This is a genomic window from Paenibacillus glycanilyticus NBRC 16618 (assembly GCF_004000805.1).
GTDB classification, from domain to species: domain Bacteria; phylum Bacillota; class Bacilli; order Paenibacillales; family Paenibacillaceae; genus Pristimantibacillus; species Pristimantibacillus glycanilyticus.
This window is the reverse complement of sequence record NZ_BILY01000014.1, coordinates 139,532-156,981: the sequence shown is the minus strand read 5'-3', so window position 1 is coordinate 156,981 and position 17,450 is coordinate 139,532. Positions and strand designations below refer to the sequence as shown.

19 protein-coding genes and 1 riboswitch are annotated in these 17,450 nt (G+C 54.5%); of the genes, 17 read left to right on the top strand and 2 right to left on the bottom strand.

Annotated elements, in window-relative coordinates; translation table 11 throughout:
- The coding region (locus PGL01S_RS13775; RefSeq protein WP_218032365.1) for an energy-coupling factor transporter transmembrane component T at positions 1–1,068 on the top strand (1,068 nt) is incomplete at its 5' end.
- A gap of 5 nt (positions 1,069–1,073) precedes the next feature.
- Here the strand turns inward: PGL01S_RS13775 and PGL01S_RS13770 are convergent.
- Positions 1,074–2,261 (bottom strand): MFS transporter, encoded by a 1,188-nt coding sequence (locus PGL01S_RS13770; protein WP_127495185.1) that lies wholly within the window; start codon positions 2,259–2,261, stop codon positions 1,074–1,076.
- 149 nt (positions 2,262–2,410) lie between these two features.
- Here PGL01S_RS13770 and lepB point away from each other — a divergent pair, with 149 nt between their 5' ends.
- From lepB to PGL01S_RS13690, 16 genes are all read left to right on the top strand, one after another.
- Entirely contained in the window at positions 2,411–2,947 is a 537-nt protein-coding gene (gene lepB / locus PGL01S_RS13765; RefSeq protein WP_127495184.1) for a signal peptidase I, read from the top strand.
- Positions 2,948–2,976: 29 nt separating this feature from the next.
- Positions 2,977–3,786, top strand: a complete 810-nt coding sequence (locus tag PGL01S_RS13760; RefSeq protein WP_164775461.1) for a VanW family protein — start codon at positions 2,977–2,979, stop codon at positions 3,784–3,786.
- A gap of 80 nt (positions 3,787–3,866) precedes the next feature.
- A complete protein-coding gene (locus tag PGL01S_RS13755; protein WP_127495182.1) occupies positions 3,867–4,193 on the top strand; it encodes a YqzG/YhdC family protein in 327 nt (108 codons plus the stop codon).
- A gap of 132 nt (positions 4,194–4,325) precedes the next feature.
- Entirely contained in the window at positions 4,326–4,637 is a 312-nt protein-coding gene (locus PGL01S_RS13750; protein ID WP_015844937.1) for a YbjQ family protein, read from the top strand.
- Between the two features lie 106 nt (positions 4,638–4,743).
- On the top strand, positions 4,744–5,124 hold the full coding sequence (locus tag PGL01S_RS13745; protein WP_127495181.1) for a DnaJ family domain-containing protein: 381 nt from the start codon (positions 4,744–4,746) through the stop codon (positions 5,122–5,124).
- 1 nt (position 5,125) lies between these two features.
- Positions 5,126–5,434: a rhodanese-like domain-containing protein gene (locus PGL01S_RS13740; protein ID WP_201000397.1), complete on the top strand. Its 309-nt coding sequence runs from the start codon at positions 5,126–5,128 to the stop codon at positions 5,432–5,434.
- A gap of 145 nt (positions 5,435–5,579) precedes the next feature.
- Positions 5,580–7,814: a heavy metal translocating P-type ATPase gene (locus PGL01S_RS13735; protein ID WP_127495179.1), complete on the top strand. Its 2,235-nt coding sequence runs from the start codon at positions 5,580–5,582 to the stop codon at positions 7,812–7,814.
- 32 nt (positions 7,815–7,846) lie between these two features.
- Positions 7,847–8,061: riboswitch (cobalamin riboswitch) on the top strand.
- 172 nt (positions 8,062–8,233) lie between these two features.
- Positions 8,234–9,223 (top strand): ABC transporter substrate-binding protein, encoded by a 990-nt coding sequence (locus PGL01S_RS13730; RefSeq protein ID WP_244935586.1) that lies wholly within the window; start codon positions 8,234–8,236, stop codon positions 9,221–9,223.
- Between the two features lies 1 nt (position 9,224).
- Complete coding sequence (locus PGL01S_RS13725) at positions 9,225–10,259, top strand: FecCD family ABC transporter permease (protein ID WP_127495177.1); 1,035 nt, start codon at positions 9,225–9,227, stop codon at positions 10,257–10,259.
- Complete coding sequence (locus PGL01S_RS13720; protein WP_127495176.1) at positions 10,259–11,065, top strand: heme ABC transporter ATP-binding protein; 807 nt, start codon at positions 10,259–10,261, stop codon at positions 11,063–11,065. Before PGL01S_RS13725 ends, PGL01S_RS13720 begins: the two co-directional genes overlap by 1 nt.
- Before the next feature lie 26 nt (positions 11,066–11,091).
- Positions 11,092–12,159 carry a nicotinate-nucleotide--dimethylbenzimidazole phosphoribosyltransferase gene (gene cobT / locus PGL01S_RS13715; protein ID WP_127495175.1) on the top strand — a complete coding sequence of 356 codons (1,068 nt, stop codon included), beginning with the start codon at positions 11,092–11,094 and terminating at the stop codon, positions 12,157–12,159.
- Positions 12,160–12,170: 11 nt separating this feature from the next.
- The gene (gene cobU, locus PGL01S_RS13710) at positions 12,171–12,779 is read left to right on the top strand and encodes a bifunctional adenosylcobinamide kinase/adenosylcobinamide-phosphate guanylyltransferase (RefSeq protein ID WP_127495174.1); all 609 of its coding nucleotides are present in this window, start codon (positions 12,171–12,173) and stop codon (positions 12,777–12,779) included.
- The gene (gene cbiB, locus PGL01S_RS13705) at positions 12,776–13,756 is read left to right on the top strand and encodes an adenosylcobinamide-phosphate synthase CbiB (RefSeq protein WP_127495173.1); all 981 of its coding nucleotides are present in this window, start codon (positions 12,776–12,778) and stop codon (positions 13,754–13,756) included. The genes cobU and cbiB overlap by 4 nt, the downstream gene beginning before the upstream one ends.
- Positions 13,738–14,550: an adenosylcobinamide-GDP ribazoletransferase gene (gene cobS, locus PGL01S_RS13700; RefSeq protein WP_127495172.1), complete on the top strand. Its 813-nt coding sequence runs from the start codon at positions 13,738–13,740 to the stop codon at positions 14,548–14,550. Before cbiB ends, cobS begins: the two co-directional genes overlap by 19 nt.
- Positions 14,551–14,572: 22 nt before the next feature.
- Complete coding sequence (cobD, locus tag PGL01S_RS13695; RefSeq protein ID WP_127495171.1) at positions 14,573–15,661, top strand: threonine-phosphate decarboxylase CobD; 1,089 nt, start codon at positions 14,573–14,575, stop codon at positions 15,659–15,661.
- On the top strand, positions 15,658–16,368 hold the full coding sequence (locus PGL01S_RS13690; protein ID WP_127495170.1) for an adenosylcobinamide amidohydrolase: 711 nt from the start codon (positions 15,658–15,660) through the stop codon (positions 16,366–16,368). The genes cobD and PGL01S_RS13690 overlap by 4 nt, the downstream gene beginning before the upstream one ends.
- A 62-nt stretch (positions 16,369–16,430) precedes the next feature.
- Here PGL01S_RS13690 and gluQRS read toward each other — a convergent pair whose 3' ends face one another.
- Positions 16,431–17,399 carry a tRNA glutamyl-Q(34) synthetase GluQRS gene (gene gluQRS, locus PGL01S_RS13685; RefSeq protein ID WP_127495169.1) on the bottom strand — a complete coding sequence of 323 codons (969 nt, stop codon included), beginning with the start codon at positions 17,397–17,399 and terminating at the stop codon, positions 16,431–16,433.
- Positions 17,400–17,450 lie beyond the last annotated feature (51 nt).

Below are 17,450 nucleotides of genomic sequence, written 5' to 3'. Positions count from 1 at the left end.
GCAAGGACGGCGGAGCGCCCGTCCTTGCAAGCCGCTGGCGCCAGTGCTGCTGCACTAACATCGGCAGCAGCACTGGCGGCGGAGCCGCAGGCTCTGCCTACTACGGCATCGCTCACAGAAGCATCGCGCGCATTTGCTCAGCCCGCTGCAGCTCAGCCTACGGCTGCATCGCCTGCATTTGCTCAGCCCGCTGCAGCTCAGCCTACTACGGCATCGCCCGCTGAGGCTCTACCTATTACGGCATCGCCTGCACTTGCTCAGCCCGCTGCAGCTCCGCCTACGCCTGCATCGCCCGCTGCTGGATCGCCCGTCGTGGCTGCGCCCGCTGAGGCGCCAAACCAAGGGCTCGCTGCGCGGTTCGATCCGCGGGCGTTAATCGCCGCGTACCTCTTGCTCGCCACAACCATCTTGCTCCAGCACAGCTGGGCAGGGCTGGCTGTCGCCGCGGCGCTCTCCCTTGCGGTGCTTATCCCGCTGCGAGCACAAATAAGGCCCTGGATGAATGCCATCCGGGCCTACGTGATCATGACGGCGGTGATCGCCATTATTTCGGGCGTGCAATTTTCGCCATATAGCTTCGATTGGGAGGCCGCCCTCCAGACCATCCAGCGCTTCAGCGGTTTGCTGCTTGTGATGATCCTGGGGCTGCCTCTAATGGGGCTCGTGACGCCGCTGCGAGTCCAGCGCAGCCTGGAGCAGACGTTTGGCTGGCTGAGCCGGTTCAACGTTCCCGTGATGTCCATCGCGCTTACGGTAACCTTGATTTTCCGCTTTATACCGCTGCTTGCGGGGGAATGGGAGCGTTACGTGAAGATCGCGCATGCGCGGGGCAAGGTCACGACCGCCGCAGGGTCGCTTCCGTTCCGGATGCTGCTGCCTGCCATGGTGCCCTACATCCGTTCCTTGCTGCGTATGGCCGAGCAAATGGCGGATGCGCTTGAAGCCCGCGGGATCGGTCATCCGCTTGCGAAGCCAACGCAAGGGCTGAGATTGAAGTTCAGCAGGGAGGATATCGTCATCGTAATTACTGCGGCTGCCGCTGCGATCATTCTTTTTTTAATTAGATAATAGCATTAATCATTAATGGACTTAATTAATTTGCGATCCGAACGGTAATAGACCAGGCATAGCGCGGCGGCGATCAATCCAAACATACCGCCTAGCGCAAAGCCGCTGTTTAACCCCCAGCTTTCGTTCAGCCAGCCCGCAAGGAATGGCCCGGCGAACATGCCTGCCGCGTAGACCGCCTGATACAGACCCATGGCGGTAGCCCGGCCGGGAGGATCCACGTCCCGGATCGCAAGACCAAGCAGAAGAGGGATATGCAAGCCTTGCGCAAATCCGTTAATCACCTGCGTTAGCATAAGAATCCAGATGGAATGCACATAGCAGATCGAGACGGTGCAGATGGCGCTTAGGATAAATCCGGCGCCGATCGTCGTCCAATTCCCGAAGCGCGGCGCAAACCATCTGGCCGTAAACATGGAAGCGAGAGCATGCGGCGCCATAAAGGCGAATACGAGCAACGTAAGCTCGAGTCCGCTGCCGCCCATGTCCTCCGCTTTTAACGGCGTAAACCCGAACATCGTAATGAACAGCACGCAATGCGCGAGCAAAGAGAGCAGGGCCACCTGCAGCAGCAGCTTCGTCCGGATTACGCTTTGAATCTTCGAGAACGATATTCCGCTCCGCTCATGAAGCGGTTTGGCCGGCTCGTGAATCACGAGCGCCAGCAACAGCCCGATTCCTCCGATAACCGCCCCAAGCACGAAAGGAGCATCCGCTCCGAATCCCTCGGACATCCAGCCGCTTAACAGCATCCCGATCATTTGGCCGGACACGGTCATCACGCTAATATTCCCCATCGCCTTCGTGGCGTCCTCCGCAGCGAAATAATTCGCGTACATCACCGTAAAAGCAACCCAGGTCGATGCGCATAACCCCGCCATCGCGCGCCCCGCAAGCGGCCACAGCCAGCTTCCCGGAATGATGAACAGAAGACAGCTGACGCTGGCGGCAAGCATGCCAAGCAGGATAAACGGCTTTCTTTTACCGTAACGGTCCGACAGCATCCCCAGCGGAAAACGGATTAACAGCTGGACAAAGCCATAGCTGCCAAGCACAACCCCGATTAAATCAAGCGAAAGCCCTCTTGAGCTCAAATAAGGCGACAACGTCGGCACGTATGTATACATTGCAATCCAGAACATTAACGTTACCGTCATAAAAAGTAGTCGCTGCGATCGTGTTGATGGTTCCATTCTGGCTACCTCCCTCATATAAATCTACTTTATAAGACATGCCACGCACCTGTCACGGTATTTTTAGTCCTCAGGTAACTTTTTGCCGGGCGAAAACGTTATAGGTGATGGTTATGTTGAATTCCTATTTCTTCAAGGAGTGCTAGGGAATGGATGATCAACTAACCGGGAATCGCAAGCTGCTGCGTGAGCTAAGAGAGTGGCTGATTTCGATTACGGCCGCCATCATCATCGCTTTGCTGTTCCAAAACTATGTTTACGCGCAGGCAGAGGTACATAATATCTCGATGCAAAAAACGCTTGTGGAAGGCCAGCGCCTGATCGAAAACAAATGGTCCTACCGTTTCAAGCCGCCGGAACGCGGAGATATCGTTATTATCCATGGGCCCGAAAGCTCCTTGCGCTTGGTGAAGAGAGTCATAGGCGTGCCAGGCGATGTTATTGATGTCCGGGACGGAATGGTTCTCTTGAACGGGCAGCAGCTAACGGAGAATTACGCCGTAGGGATGACGGAGCCTGGCGGGATGAAATTCCCCTACACGGTTGCCCGGAAGGAGCTTTTTGTTCTTGGCGACAACCGCGAGCATAGCGTGGACAGCCGGTCAATCGGGCCGATTGCCTTTTCCAGCATTGAAGGGAAGGCCGTATACCGGATATGGCCGCTCAACAAAATTGGACTTCTGTAAAGGAGAGAAGAGGGAAGTTGAATAATCTGATGCAGCATCGGCCCGTCAAACGTTCTTTTTTGCGACTGCAGGCGGGTAAATGGTGGTATACGAATAAAAGAAGGGTAAAATGGCTGTTCAGTGCCGGAAAGCTTGCCAGAATCCATAATGAGCTGTCCCTGCCGTATGTGGTTTTTACCCATGCAACTCCTCTTATGAGGCAGCTTCGAAATGTAGACATGTGGCTGCAGACCAACAAGGTCATTAATTTGCGGCTGGCGGCTGAGAAGTTGAACGGCATCGTATTAATGCCCGGCGAAACCTTCTCCTACTGGCGGGCCATAGGCAAACCGACTAGAAGGAAGGGTTATGTGGACGGCATGATTTTATTTTACGGCGGATATAAACATGGAATAGGCGGCGGATTATGCCAAATGTCCAATCTCATCTATTGGATGACGCTGCATACCCCGTTGCAGGTCATTGAACGGCACAGGCACAGCTACGATGTATTCCCGGACGCCGGGCGGACGCAGCCGTTCGGAAGCGGGGCAACCTGCGCGTACAATTATCTGGATCTGCAGATCCATAATCCGACGCGGCAGCCTTTTCAGCTGATCGTAGGTCTTACGGAGGATAAGCTGGTTGGCGAGTGGCGCTCGTCTCTTCCGGTGAATTACCGGTACGAAGTCGTGGAGAAGGATCACCGGATCGAGCTGAAGCCATGGGGCGGTTACGTCAGAAGCAATTCGATCTACCGCAGGAAATACGCGTTGGATGAAGGGGAGCTGCTGGGCGAAGAGTTCGTCACGGAGAATGAAGCCGTCATGATGTATGCCCCTATGCTTGAACCGGTGTAAAAGAGAATAGCATGTATGCCTGCCTTCACGAACAGCCACACTAAGCGGAGTACCAAAAATGTGGTCAGGGAGGTGGCAGTATGGGATTCAAAAAAGGCAGACTATTGATTTATATGCTGATTGCCGTTTTATTTGCGATTGCGGTGCCTTCAGCCGCGCATGCGGAGCCTTCATATGCCAAATACGGAAAAATCGCGATGCAGGAAACCGCGAATAAATATCCGGATGCCGATATTATCGATTACAAATACGAGGGGCATTTTACCGCCGAAGGTTCGAGGACGGAAGAGCGGTTTAAGTTATGGCTTAGAGGCAGCGGTGCCGAATTCGGGGTGCGCGTCCATATTTTTGTGGCAGCCGATACCGGCCAAGTAAGAGATGTTCGGATCGAGGAGCTGAGGGGCTGAAGTCGAACGCAAATCGGTATCCAAAAGCCCTCGGGGAAATTGCCCTTTTCTTAGTGCTAAATGAAACGTTTTTTCGCACGAAACGTATTCCTTCTTATTATCGGCTTAACTATTATCGGGAGGGGTCATTTTATGTTAGTAACAACAACCGCAGCTATTGAAGGACGTCCGATTATCGAATATTCCGGCATTGTAACCGGCGAAGCGATTATGGGGGCTAACGTTGTCCGCGACTTTTTTGCTTCCATAACTGATATTGTGGGCGGACGCTCCGGGGCTTACGAGAGCAAGCTGAAGGAAGCAAGGGATGTTGCGTTTGAAGAAATGAAAAACCAGGCTTTCCGCTTGGGAGCGAATGCGATCGTCGGCATTGATATCGACTACGAGGTCGTGCGCGATGGCATGCTGATGGTCGCTGTCAGCGGCACGGCCGTTCGTATCTAATATAAGGTTGAGAAAGAAGCTTCTCATTGCCGGGAGGCTTCTTTTTCGTTACAATGCATAAAGAAAGCGCTAGGGATGACGGGCAATGACAGGAGGCGGACATGGCATGGATTTTATGTCCTCGCTAGTAGAGCAGCGGATTAAGGAATCGATGGCGAAGGGCGAATTTGACAACCTGAAAGGGAAAGGCAAACCGCTGGAACTGGAGGATAACTCCCATGTGCCGGAGGAGCTCCGGGTTGCCTACAAGCTTCTGAGCAACGCCGGAATGATTCCCGAAGAGATGGTTGTGAAGAAGGAAATCGTGAGCCTCCGCGATATGATCCGCCTATGCCGGAATCCGGATGAACAAGCCGTTCTCAAGAAGAAGCTGACGGAGAAAGAGCTGAGGTTCAAGATGCTCATGGAAGCGCGCGGACTGCGGCAATCGCCGGTTTTTCAGCAATATGAAACAAAGATATTGAAGAAATATGAAGGAGTGGAATGAAGTGTATCCAGAAATTACGCCAGCAGAAGTTGAAGAGCGCCTGAAAAACGGCGAGAAGCTGAATCTGATTGACGTGCGCGAGGATGACGAGTGGGAAGCGGGACATATCGCGGAAGCGGTCAGCGTTCCGCTCTCGCAATTCGGCGAACGCTACGAAGAGCTGCCGAAGGATCAGGCTCTGATCATGGTTTGCCGCAGCGGCGGACGCAGCGGAAGAGCTTGCGATTTCCTTCATGCCCAAGGCTATAACGTAACCAACATGACCGGCGGCATGCTGGCCTGGAATGGCGATGTCGCATACGGCAAATAAAAATCAAAGCGTGCTTGTCAGGCGGCAATTGCCTCCGCAAGCACGCTTTTTTAATTCTACATCCTCCATTCGAATCATATAGATTAACGCAGGAGCTTGTTCGATTACGGCAGTAGAATGGACAAGCGGAAGGCGGGTGAGCCGTATGGACGATAAGGGAATTACGATCGATTTATCCGTGCAAGGGATGAGCTGCACCGCTTGCGCGGCCAGAATAGAGAAGAATGTCGGAAAAATGCCAGGCGTTGAAGCCGTAGCGGTCAGCTATTCGGCACGTACGGCCTGGGTGCAATATAAGCCTGGAATGATTGAACCGTCAGCCATCATGCATCAGATCGCCAAGCTTGGCTTTAAAGCGGATCTGCCCGAAAATGCGAAGGAAGGCTTCGAGAAGGAACGAAGCCGGCTTCGGCTGAGATTGATCATCTCCATGATTCTTACTGCGCCTTTGCTCTCGGCGATGGTACAGCATCTGGCTCCGTTTGCCAGGATAGAGCTTCCCGAGCTTCTGACCAATCCGTGGCTTCAACTGGTTCTTGCGACCGTCATCCAGTTCGTCATAGGTCTGCCGTTCTATATCGGGGCCTATCACGCCATCCGGTCGCGGGCGACCAATATGGATGTCCTGGTGGCAACCGGAACCTCGGCTGCTTATTTGTACAGCCATTTTCTCGTATTTAATGCGGATCGAACCGCTTTGTATGCCCATGAGGTTCCTCTCTATTTCGAGACATCCGCAGTCGTTATAACGGCCGTGCTGCTTGGCAAGTTTATTGAAGCCTCGGTTACTTCGCGCGCGCAGCAGGATGCCTCGGGATACAGCAAGCTGCTGAACACGGTAGTAAAAGTGGAGCGGGCCGGCGTTGAAATGGAGATCAAAACGGAATTTGTCCGGGAGAACGATTATGTGCTTGTGCCTGCCGGACAGATTATTCCCGTTGACGGCGTTATAACGAACGGAGAGTCGGAAATTAATGAATCCTTGTTGACGGGCGAGAGCGTTCCGCTTGCCAAGCGTCCCGGCGACCAGGTATGGGCGGGAACCCGGAATGAAAGCAGCAGCCTCCGAATCCGCACCACCGCTGCCGGTTATGCTACCATGTTAAGCCGTATTGTTGATCTCGTCAGGCAGGCGCAGCGTTCGAAGTCGCTGATTCAGCGGCAGGTCGATGCGGTATCGGCTTGGTTTGTACCGGCGATGCTGCTTCTCTCGTTAGGCACTTTTGTTATTTGGGTTACGGCTGTGGATCCGGGCAATTGGACGACAGCCTTCCGTTGCGCCGTCGCGGTAGTGTTGGCGGCTTGCCCATGCGCGCTAGGACTTGCGACTCCGATTTCCCTTGTCGTAGCCTCGGGGCGTCTCGCCAAAAGAGGGATTGTGGTGAAGGAAGCGGGTGCGCTTGAACGCTTGGCACAGCTTGATATGCTCGTGCTTGACAAAACGGGAACGTTAACCGAAGGAAAACCGAAGATTGGCAGCATGCACGTTACGCAAGGAAGCAAGCAAGGGCTTTTGAGGCTTGCAGCCGCCGTTGAAGCCAATTCGACTCATCCGCTTGCCGTCGCCATTCGGGCGGAGGCCGTGCAGACCGGCCTCGTTCCTCCTGCCGCAACCGATTTCTCCTATACGACAGGCAAAGGGGTAGAAGCATTGGTGGAGCAGAGAAGAATCGGAATCGGCAATGCCGGGTTTGCCTCACTGAAAAAGTGGGGCATCGGCAGTCCAGCTATTCAAAGATTCGCGGAAGAACGCCAGAAGCTTGGGGAAACGGTGTTATACGTAGCGGATAATAACCGGGTAATCGGAGCTATATCCTTCATCGATGCGGTAAAGGCTTTTGCCAAGCCGGCCGTGACGCAGCTTCGGAAAGCCGGAGTAACCGTGGTTCTGGCAACGGGAGATCATCCTGCGCCTGCCTTGAGCGCGGCCCAAACGGCGGGAATCGATCCTTCGAAGGTCTATGCCAATATGCTGCCTGAAGATAAATTGGAGCTGGTTGACCGCCTGAAGGAGCAGGACTACAAGGTTGGGATGGCTGGCGACGGCTGGAATGACGCTCCGGCACTTGCCGCGGCGGATGTAGGCCTCGCGATGGGAGACGGTACGGATGCGGCGTTAACGGCCGGGCATATTACGCTTCTCCAGCCCCGGATGACCGCTATTCCGGAGGCTTTGCTGATCAGCCGCCTAACGGTTCGCAATGTCCGGCAAAATCTGACGTTTGCTTTTATCTATAACGCGCTTATCATTCCGTTCGCCGCTTGCGGCATGCTTCAGCCATGGATGGCCGGTACGGCAATGGCGTTCAGTTCGGTGTCGGTGGTGGGCAACGCCATCCGTCTTGGAGCAAGATTAAGAAGAGCTGCTGGACAATTCTAGAATATGGGTGGTATAGTTACGTTGGTCGAAAACGAATAAATCATGGAACAGGTGCTGCAGGAGCCGACAGGCTGTTGCAAGCTTAATAGGGAAGTCCGGTTAAAATCCGGCACGGACCCGCCACTGTAAGAAGCGGTCTAATTTTAATTAGACCCGTGTGCCAGCTTACGTCACTGAATGCTATATTCGGGAAGACGCTGGCGCTACTGCTTCGAGTCAGGAGACCTGCCTGTTCGCATAACGCTGTACCTACGCGGAATTAGGGAAGTGTTGGAATGAGGGAACCCGTCTTTCTTTGCGCGCATACAAAGAAAGACTTCCGGCATTTCCGGCACCTTTGCCGGGAATGCCTTTTTTTGTTTTCGATTCAAGATAAATAGAAGGGGTGCTTGGAAACAATGGTTGGGAGAAACAAAAGATTGTCGAAATTAATGCTGGCCATGCTGATGGCCGCAATTCTGGTCTTTATGGCGGCATGCGGCGCTAACAAAGCGAACACGAACGATGCGGGGAATACGGGGAATGCGGGCGCGTCGGCATCGCCGGTTCAAAGCGAGCAGCCGGCCGAAAGTCCGGCAGCCGCAGCGGAGACGGTATATCCGTTCAGAGTGACGGATGCTACTGGAACGGAACTGACGTTTGAGAAAGCTCCAGCGAAGGTCGTATCTCTCGCGCCAAGCGAGACGGAAGTTCTTTATGCGGTTGGCGCAGGCGAAGAAGTAGCCGGCGTTGACAGCTACAGCAATTATCCGGAAGAAGCGGCGTCCAAGCCTAAAGTAGGCGACATGACGACCAATATCGAAGCAGTCGCGGCTCTTAATCCCGATCTTGTAGTGGCTTCCTCTTCGATGAATACCGATGCGGTCGAGCAGCTTCGCAAGCTGAACATTACGGTTCTTGCCACGGATCCTAAAACTTACGATGAAACAATTGCCAAAATCGAGACAATCGGTAAAATAATGAATAAGAACACGGAAGCCGCGCAAGTCGCAACGCATATGCGCGATGTGAAGCAGCAGGTGACGGATGCCGTGAAGGACGCTCCGAAAAAGCTGGTTTACCTGGAATTCTCGCCAGGCTGGACGGTTGGTTCCGGCACGTTCCTGGATGAACTGCTTACGATTGCCGGCGGAACGAACGTGGGCGCTTCGCAAGCAGGCTGGTATGAAGTTAGCGCGGAAGAAGTCGTGAAGCAAAACCCTGAAATTATCCTTTATCCTGATCTGGGAGAGGATCCGAATCCAATCGTTACCGGAATTAACAGCCGTCCGGGCTGGGATGCGATTGATGCGGTGAAGAACAAGCAGATGTTCGAAGTTGGCAATGACGAGACTTCGCGCGTAGGTCCGCGTCTTGCGGATGCCCTGCTGCAGGTTGCGAAAGCTCTTCACCCGGATCTTGTGAAGTAAGATGAAAAGAAAACTAGCGGTCTATGGAGGAGCAGCTTTGCTCCTTCTTGCTGTTTCTATCGTTCTAAGTTTGTCGATTGGGTCCTCCATGATTCCGTTTGCCGATGTATGGGGAATCCTCTGGCATCAGCTTCCTTGGACGGATGATGCGGGCACTCATTGGAGTACCGGAGAGATCGCGATTGTGACGCAGGTCAGATTGTCACGCGTGCTGCTAGGCGTGCTTGTTGGCGCTTGCCTCGGGCTTGCCGGAGCGGGCTTTCAAGGCGTGCTTCGCAATCCGCTTGCCGATCCGTATACGTTAGGGGTATCATCCGGCAGCTCGGTAGGGGCGGCTTTTCTTATTTTGTTTGGTTATCAGGCCGTGCTGGGCGAATGGACGATTCCGGTTGTTGCTTTTATGACGGGAACGCTGACGCTGCTCGGCGTCTTTTTCCTGGCGCGCAGCAGGGGCGTCATGCAGATTGAGACATTGATCCTGTCCGGTGTCATCATTCAATCCTTCTTAGGCGCGTTTGTATCGTTTATGGTATCGATGTCCGACGAAGTCATTAATCAGATTCTGTTCTGGCTGATGGGGTCTCTGGCGATGAAAAACTGGGCGGACGTCTATATCGTGCTTCCGTGCCTGGTGATTGGCCTGCCGATTTTGATTGCATACGGACAAGCGCTGAATCTATTTGTGCTTGGCGAGAGGCATGCGGCGCATCTGGGAATCCGGGTTGAACGGACAAAGCTGATCGTCCTGATCGGCTCGACGCTGCTTACCGCGGCGGCGGTGTCGGTCAGCGGAGTTATCGGCTTCGTAGGCTTGGTGGTGCCGCATCTCATCCGGTTAATGGTTGGTCCCGATTACCGGCTGCTGATTCCGCTCTCGGCGATTGGCGGAGGCATATTCGTGTTATGGTCCGATACGCTTGCAAGAATAGCCCTTGCCCCGAAAGAAATACCGCTTGGGGTCGTAACCGCTTTGCTAGGCGCGCCATTCTTCGCGTATCTGCTGTATCGGCGCAAAAAAGGACAGGAGGGCTATTAATGATCTCGGTTCAACAAGTGAGCAAGAAAGTTAACGGCCGTTCTGTCCTGGAGAACCTCTCGTTTAAACTTGAGCCCGGCCGGATTCATGGCATTATCGGGCCAAACGGCGTAGGAAAGTCAACGCTGCTGCAGCTATTATCCGGCGTGACAAAGCCTTCTTCGGGCGATGTCAGCTTATCCGGCGTGAATCTGTCGAATTTTTCCCGCAAAGCGCTCGCGAGACGTTTGGCGGTTCTGCAGCAAGGCGGGTTACCCCCAGCTGGCTTTACCGTCCGCCAAGTGGTTGAAATGGGGCGTTTTCCCTATCAGAATTGGTTTGGCGATGAACGGGAGGATCATTCGGCGCTGATCGATTATACGCTGGAGTCGATGGGGCTGACGCCTTTGTCTAACCGGCCGCTTGATCAGCTAAGCGGCGGGGAGCGTCAGCGGGTAGCTCTAGCGAAGGTGATGGTGCAGGAGCCGGAAATTATTTTGCTGGATGAGCCAACGACTTATCTGGATATCGGTTATCAGGTACAGCTGCTGGATACCGTGCGGAAGTGGCAGCAGGAGCGCAATTTGACGGTTGTAGCCGTTCTGCACGATCTGAATTTGGCTTCCCTTTATTGTGATCGGATACTCGTCCTGCATAAGGGCGGAGTAGCGGCAATGGGCGCTCCAGCGGAGGTGCTTAGCGTTGAACTGATCCGTGAGGTTTATCAGACGGAAGCAACGATCGTGAAGCATCCTTTAACCGGTACGCCCCAGATTCTATTGCAGCCGAAGCAACAGGATGCCGGCAGATTAATTGAAATGACATAGAGTTCTACATACGGAGAGGAGAAAATATTGTGGCAAATGAATTAGGTGCCGAGTTAAAACAGGTGATCGAACGAATCAGACCTTTCCAAGAACAGGCTGTAATTGAAGCCAAGGCGCATTCCGACCAGTTGACAAAGCCAACCGGCAGTCTCGGGAAGCTTGAAGAGATTGCTTTTCGCTTAGCCGGGATTTCAGGAAGCCTATGGCCGGATTTGAGCCGCAAAGCGGTAGTCGTGATGGCTGGAGACCACGGCGTATGCGAGGAAGGAGTCAGCGCGTATCCGCAAGAAGTGACCCCTCAAATGGTCCTTAATTTCTTAAGCGGCGGAGCGGCGGTAAATGTCCTCGCACGACAGGCGGGAGCGGATGTTTATTGCGTGGATATTGGCGTTAATGCCGAGCTCGAGCATCCGGGGCTGATCAGCCGGAAGGTGGTTCGAGGTACAGCCAATATGGCCAAGCAGCCTGCGATGAGCAGGGAAGAAGCACTTCAGGCGGTTATGGCAGGCGTACAAGTAGCCAATGAGTTGGCTGAAAAAGGCTACCGGCTGTTCGCAACGGGAGAGATGGGCATCGGCAATACGACCCCAAGCGCCGCTCTGACAACCGTATTGACGGGATTATCGCCCGAACTGTCCGTTGGCAGAGGAACCGGCATTAACGATGAAAGCTGGCGGCACAAGATTGAAGTCGTGAAACGCGCGATTGCCGTTAATAACCCTGATGCCTCGGATCCGCTTGATGTACTCGCCAAGGTAGGCGGCGCGGAGATAGCGGGATTGGCCGGATTTATCATCGGCGCGGCAGCAAACGGCTGTCCGGTTGTCGTTGACGGGTTTATTTCCTCGGTTGCCGCTCTGGTAGCGGTTCGGCTGGCTGAACAGGCGAAGCCTTATTTGTTCGCCTCCCATTTGTCCCAGGAACAAGGGCATGCGGTTGTGCTGGAGTCGATGGGGCTGTCTCCGATGATTCAGCTCGATATGCGGCTTGGAGAAGGAACGGGCGCCGTCTTGTGCTTCCATTTCGTTGATGCCGCGTTAAAGCTGATGCAGGAAATGGCAACCTTCTCAAGTGCCGGAGTTTCCAGGGAGTAGGTGCATCGGACATGGCTATGTTGGTGACCGGCGGAGCAAGAAGCGGCAAAAGCTCCTTCGCCGAGAAGCTTGCAGCCCGCCTCGGGGAGCAAGGGATCTACATTGCGACCAGCCGGGTCTGGGATGAGGAAATGGCGGAACGGATCGCTTTGCACCGGCAGAACCGGGAACAAGGAGGCTTTCGTTGGACCACCATGGAGGAGCCGATTGAGCTTCCGGACCGGCTGAGACAGCTGGCGAAGGAAGCCTATGAGCTGGAGCGGATGGCAGGGAAGCCGCCGGTGATCTTGGTTGATTGTCTGACGTTATGGCTGACAAATGTGCTAATGGAAGCGGAGGAACGGGAAAAATCCGAATCCGCGGACAAAGCCCGGGATTGGTTGAATGAACAGGTTAATGAACTGGCAGCTGCCGTTCAGGAGTACATCTATCCGCTTATCCTCGTGACCAATGAAGTCGGGGACGGAATTGTACCGGCTTATCCGCTGGGCAGAAGATTCCGCGATGAAGCCGGACGGCTGAATCAACGGATGGCTGCCTTGTCGGACAAGGTTTTCCTTGTTACGGCGGGAATTCCGGTCGAGCTGAAAGCCTTGCAATTTCGGTGGGAGAGCTTATGATCTTTTATTCTTTGCAGGAAACGCTGCTGCTTGTTGCGGCAGCTATCGTTATAGACTGGATTATCGGCGATCCGAAGTGGCCGACCCATCCCGTTATCTGGATCGGTCGGCTTATTCGCGTACTCGAGAAACTTTTGCGCAGGAACGAAGAAGGACGGAACGCAAGGCGCATTAAGGGCATGGGCATTATTTTGACGATAATTACTTTAGCCGTATCCTATGGCATCATGTGGGGAGTAACGGCTGCGGCAGCATGGATTCATCCCTGGCTGGGGTATGCGGCAAGCGCCTGGTTTATCTCCACCACGATAGCGGTAAAAGGGCTGAAGGATGCGGCCATGCTTGTCTACCGTCCGCTTGCCGCCGGTCAATTGGAGGACGCGCGCAAATTCGTGGGATATATTGTAGGACGGGATACGGGAAATCTTACGCCACCCGAAGCTTCACGGGCAGCTGTAGAGACGGTCGCGGAAAATACGGTAGATGCGTTTGTATCGCCTATCCTGTTCGCCATCCTTGGCGGTGCGCCGCTTGCCATGCTGTACCGGGCAACAAATACGCTGGATTCCATGGTTGGTTACCGTAATGATAGTTATGTAAACTTCGGTTGGTGTTCTGCCCGAACGGACGATGTGCTCAATTATATTCCGGCACGTCTGACAGGGCTGCTGCTCACGCTTGCCGCATTTCTGAACAGGGGAATGTCGGCTGCAAGGTCCTGGGCTTCCGTTCGCCGGTTCGCCCGTTATCATCCAAGTCCAAACAGCGGTATTCCGGAATCTGCAGTGGCCGGAGCGCTTGGCATTGAGCTTGGCGGACTAAATTATTATTTCGGACAGCCAAGCGAACGGGCCAGGATGGGGTGGCCGACCAGAGCGATGGAGCCTTATGATATCGTCCGTTCCGTCCGTCTCTTGTACACGGTTAGTATTCTTATAATGGCTGGAGTGTTGGGGTTATGGTTATTGCTGCGTTAAAACGCCATGCGTTGGCAGCCGCCGCGGCTCTGCAATTTCTTACGCGGATTCCTATACCGGTAACGGTACCGTTTGAACCGGTGACGTTGGCGCGGACGGTTATTTATTTTCCAGCGGCTGGCGTGCTTATTGGGGCGATATTGGCAGGAGGATTTGCCGTGTTGGAGTTGTTCTCGCCCGCGATGCCGTCTGCCGTATTGCTGCTGGTTATTTGGACAGCGCTTAGCGGAGGCCTGCACCTCGACGGATGGATGGATACGGCAGACGGCGTGCTCAGCCACCGGTCCCGGGAGCGGATGCTGGAGATCATGAAGGACAGCCGCGTTGGGGCAATGGGCGTCATTGCTGCGGTGCTGCTGCTGCTCTTCAAATTCTCCTTGCTTGCCGAATGGTTTGGTCAGCAGGACGGCGGCCGAGTTTTATCCCTTCTAGTGATCATACCGGTCTGGAGCAGATGGTGGATGGGAGCCGCCATCGCGGCCTGGCCAAATGCCCGGCATGGGGAAGGGATCGGCGCTTTATTCCATCTGGCTTCGGGTCGACAAGTTGCGGCAGGCTTTATCGCAGCTGTCTTCGTAACGGTGCTGTGCTTGTCCCTTGACGGATTGGCTTGGCAGGAAACACTGTTGATTCTTGCCGGGTGCATTGTCTTAACGATACTTACGGGATTACTGTTCGCCGTATGGCTCAGCCGCAAACTTGGCGGTTTGACCGGGGATACCTACGGTGCGCTGAACGAAGCCGTAGAGGCCGTATTATTATTTGCAGGAGTATTGGCCATTCACGTCATTTAGCAAGGGGAAGAGGGGAATATCCATGCTTGAACGCTATGGACATGGGGGAGATTTACGGACGGCGGAAGAAACCTTCGGCTTCCCGGCAAGACAGTTTATCGATTTCAGCTCGAATATGAATCCGTTTGGCCCGCCGGATGGAGTTAGACGCGCCTTGGTGCATTATGCGGAGCAGATTGACCGCTATCCGGATCCGGCTGTACGCGGGCTTAGGACCAAGCTGGCGCAGCTTCACCGCGTAGACGAGCAATCCATTCTAATCGGCAACGGCGCCGCCGAGTTGATCGATTTGGTTGTGAGAGCGCTTCGCCCGGCCGTTACGGCATTAGCTTATCCATGCTTTACGGAATACGGTGACGCGGTGATGAAGACCGGCGGTTCAATTACACCAATTATGTTGTCTGCCGACAATGATTTTGTCTTGAATTCATCGATGATAGATTCGGAAGCAGACTTTTATATGATTGGGTCGCCTAACAATCCAACCGGACAACTGGTGGATCCGGCACTGATCATGAAGCTGTTGTATAACGGCGCAACGGTTGTGGTGGACGAAGCCTTTATGGATTTTGTGCCGGAGGAAGAGAGCTATACCCTTCTGAGGGAAGCGGCGTCGCATGAGAGGTTATTCGTCATCCGGTCGATGACCAAATTTTATGCCGTACCGGGTATTCGTCTAGGCTATATGGTAGGAGCGCCTCATAAAATCTCGGAATTGCGCAGACTTCAGGTACCATGGAGCGTAAATTCCTTGGCCCAGCAGATTGGAGAAGCGGTGCTGGAAGAGAAGGATTATGCCTCCCGCACGATGAATTGGCTGCTGGAGGAGCGTCCGTGGCTGATCGGCAAGCTAGAAGCGCTTGGCTTCCGGGTTATTCCGGGGAAGGTGAATTATTTGCTTGTCCGGCTGCCGGATATTCCGGGATTAACGGCCGCGGGTCTGCAGCACGAAATGGGAAGAATGGGAATTCTCATCCGCGATGCCTCGCATTTTATCGGTCTGGATGAGTCGTATTGCCGCTTTGCGGTTAAGCTCCGCCATCAGAATGAATGGCTGCTGGAGGCGCTGGACCGTTCTTTGTCCAAGTTCCGAGAGGCGGCAACTCGATGAGCCAGCCCTTTAGGCAAGGCCAGCATTATTGTTCGAGGTTATGGGACGGGGTAAGCATTACCCTTTGGGAAGAACGGCTGGAAATAGGTTGTCCCGGAAAGTTAAGGACGTTAAGCAATGCGATTCATACCGGTGGTCTGGCCGAGGCCGATGTTATCGTGAACTGGAAGGTGCCTCTGCATTACAGCGGTACAGACCCTGCACGCGATACGTCCGATCAATTGAGACAATGGGGCTATGAGCCGGAACATACGATAGGCCTGCTGACCGCGGCGAAGCTGACGCATGCTTCCGTTGCGGAGCTGGAAGGGGATTGCTTCAAGCTGCTGTGCCTGACGACGGCGGGTACCCGGAATGCGGCCAGAGCGGGCTTGCCGCGGGTAACGTTCTCCGCGTATTCCGCGGGCACTATTAATACGGTGCTGCTTGTGGATGGTCAAATGACCGATTCGGCGATGACAAACGCGATTATTACGTACGCCGAAGCGAAAGCTGCGGCTCTTGCCGATCTGCGGCTGATGGATCCGGAAACAAGCCGGATTGCAACCGGTACCACGACGGATGCCGTCGTGGTTGGGGTTAGCGGCAATCCTGCCTATCAGGCAGTGCATGCTTATGCGGGAGCAGCCACAACCATTGGCAATGCGATAGGCCGTCTTGTTTACGAGACCGTGCAGGAAGCATGCCGGACACAACACGAGAGCTGATTCCGCCATTCACGTCTTGCGTGAAGGGCTGAAACCGGCTCTCGTGTTTTTTTGCCGATCCATTAGTAGAACAGCTGCTTCATTAGAGTCTCGCTGATCGTAATCGGTTCATTCGGAATCCGGCCTTGATCGAAATACCCGATGAGCTCGGTCGCGGCAATGGGCTCGAATCGGTCCGTTTGCCCGGCAAGAAAAGCTAGCCAGCCTATAATACGCTCGGGTCCTACGCCAGCTTCCTTTAAACCGGCAATCGAGGTATCGCCATGCCGTTTGGCCAGCCTTTTTCCATCCTCGCCCATCAACAGAGGAACATGGGCGAAGCGGGGAGCGGGAAGCCCCAGCGCTTCGTACAAGAGGAGCTGGCGCGGGGTGGAATCCATCAGATCTGCTCCGCGCAGAACATCGGTCATGTTCATGGCAGCGTCATCGATAACGACCGCTAGTTGGTAGCTGATAATGCCATCCGCGCGGCGGACCACAAAGTCGCCGCCAACCCCCGGAGGGAATCGCAGCGTTCCCGCAATACCGTCTTCGTAAGTAATCGCTCTGGTCTCGTCAACCTTAAACCGAAGAGATGGGGTCTTGGCTTCGCGCCGTTCCCGCTGCTGCTCCAGCGTCAAATGCCGGCATGTTCCGGCATAAGCGGGACCCTCGGAGGATAACCCGTGAGGGGCGCTGGCAACCGCAAGCAGCTCCGCCCGGCTGCAGAAGCATGGATATAGCTTATCGCTTGCAAGCAGCTTGTCCAGCGCCTCTTCATAGAGCGGGATACGCTCGCTTTGCGTATACGGGGAATGGGGTCCTCCGACATCGGGTCCCTCATCCCAATCAAGTCCCAGCCAGCGAAGATCGGCAAGTGCTTGTCCAGCAAGCTCCGGGCGGCATCTCGGACCGTCGATGTCTTCCATCCGCAGCACGAATTGCCCGTTATTGCTGCGGATCTGCAGCCAGGCGAGCAGCGCTGCCCAGGCATTGCCTACATGCATCAGTCCGGACGGAGTAGGAGCGAAGCGTCCGCGTATATTCGACATATCGATCGACTCTCCTTTATTGACACCGATGATAGCACGACTATTTTGAAC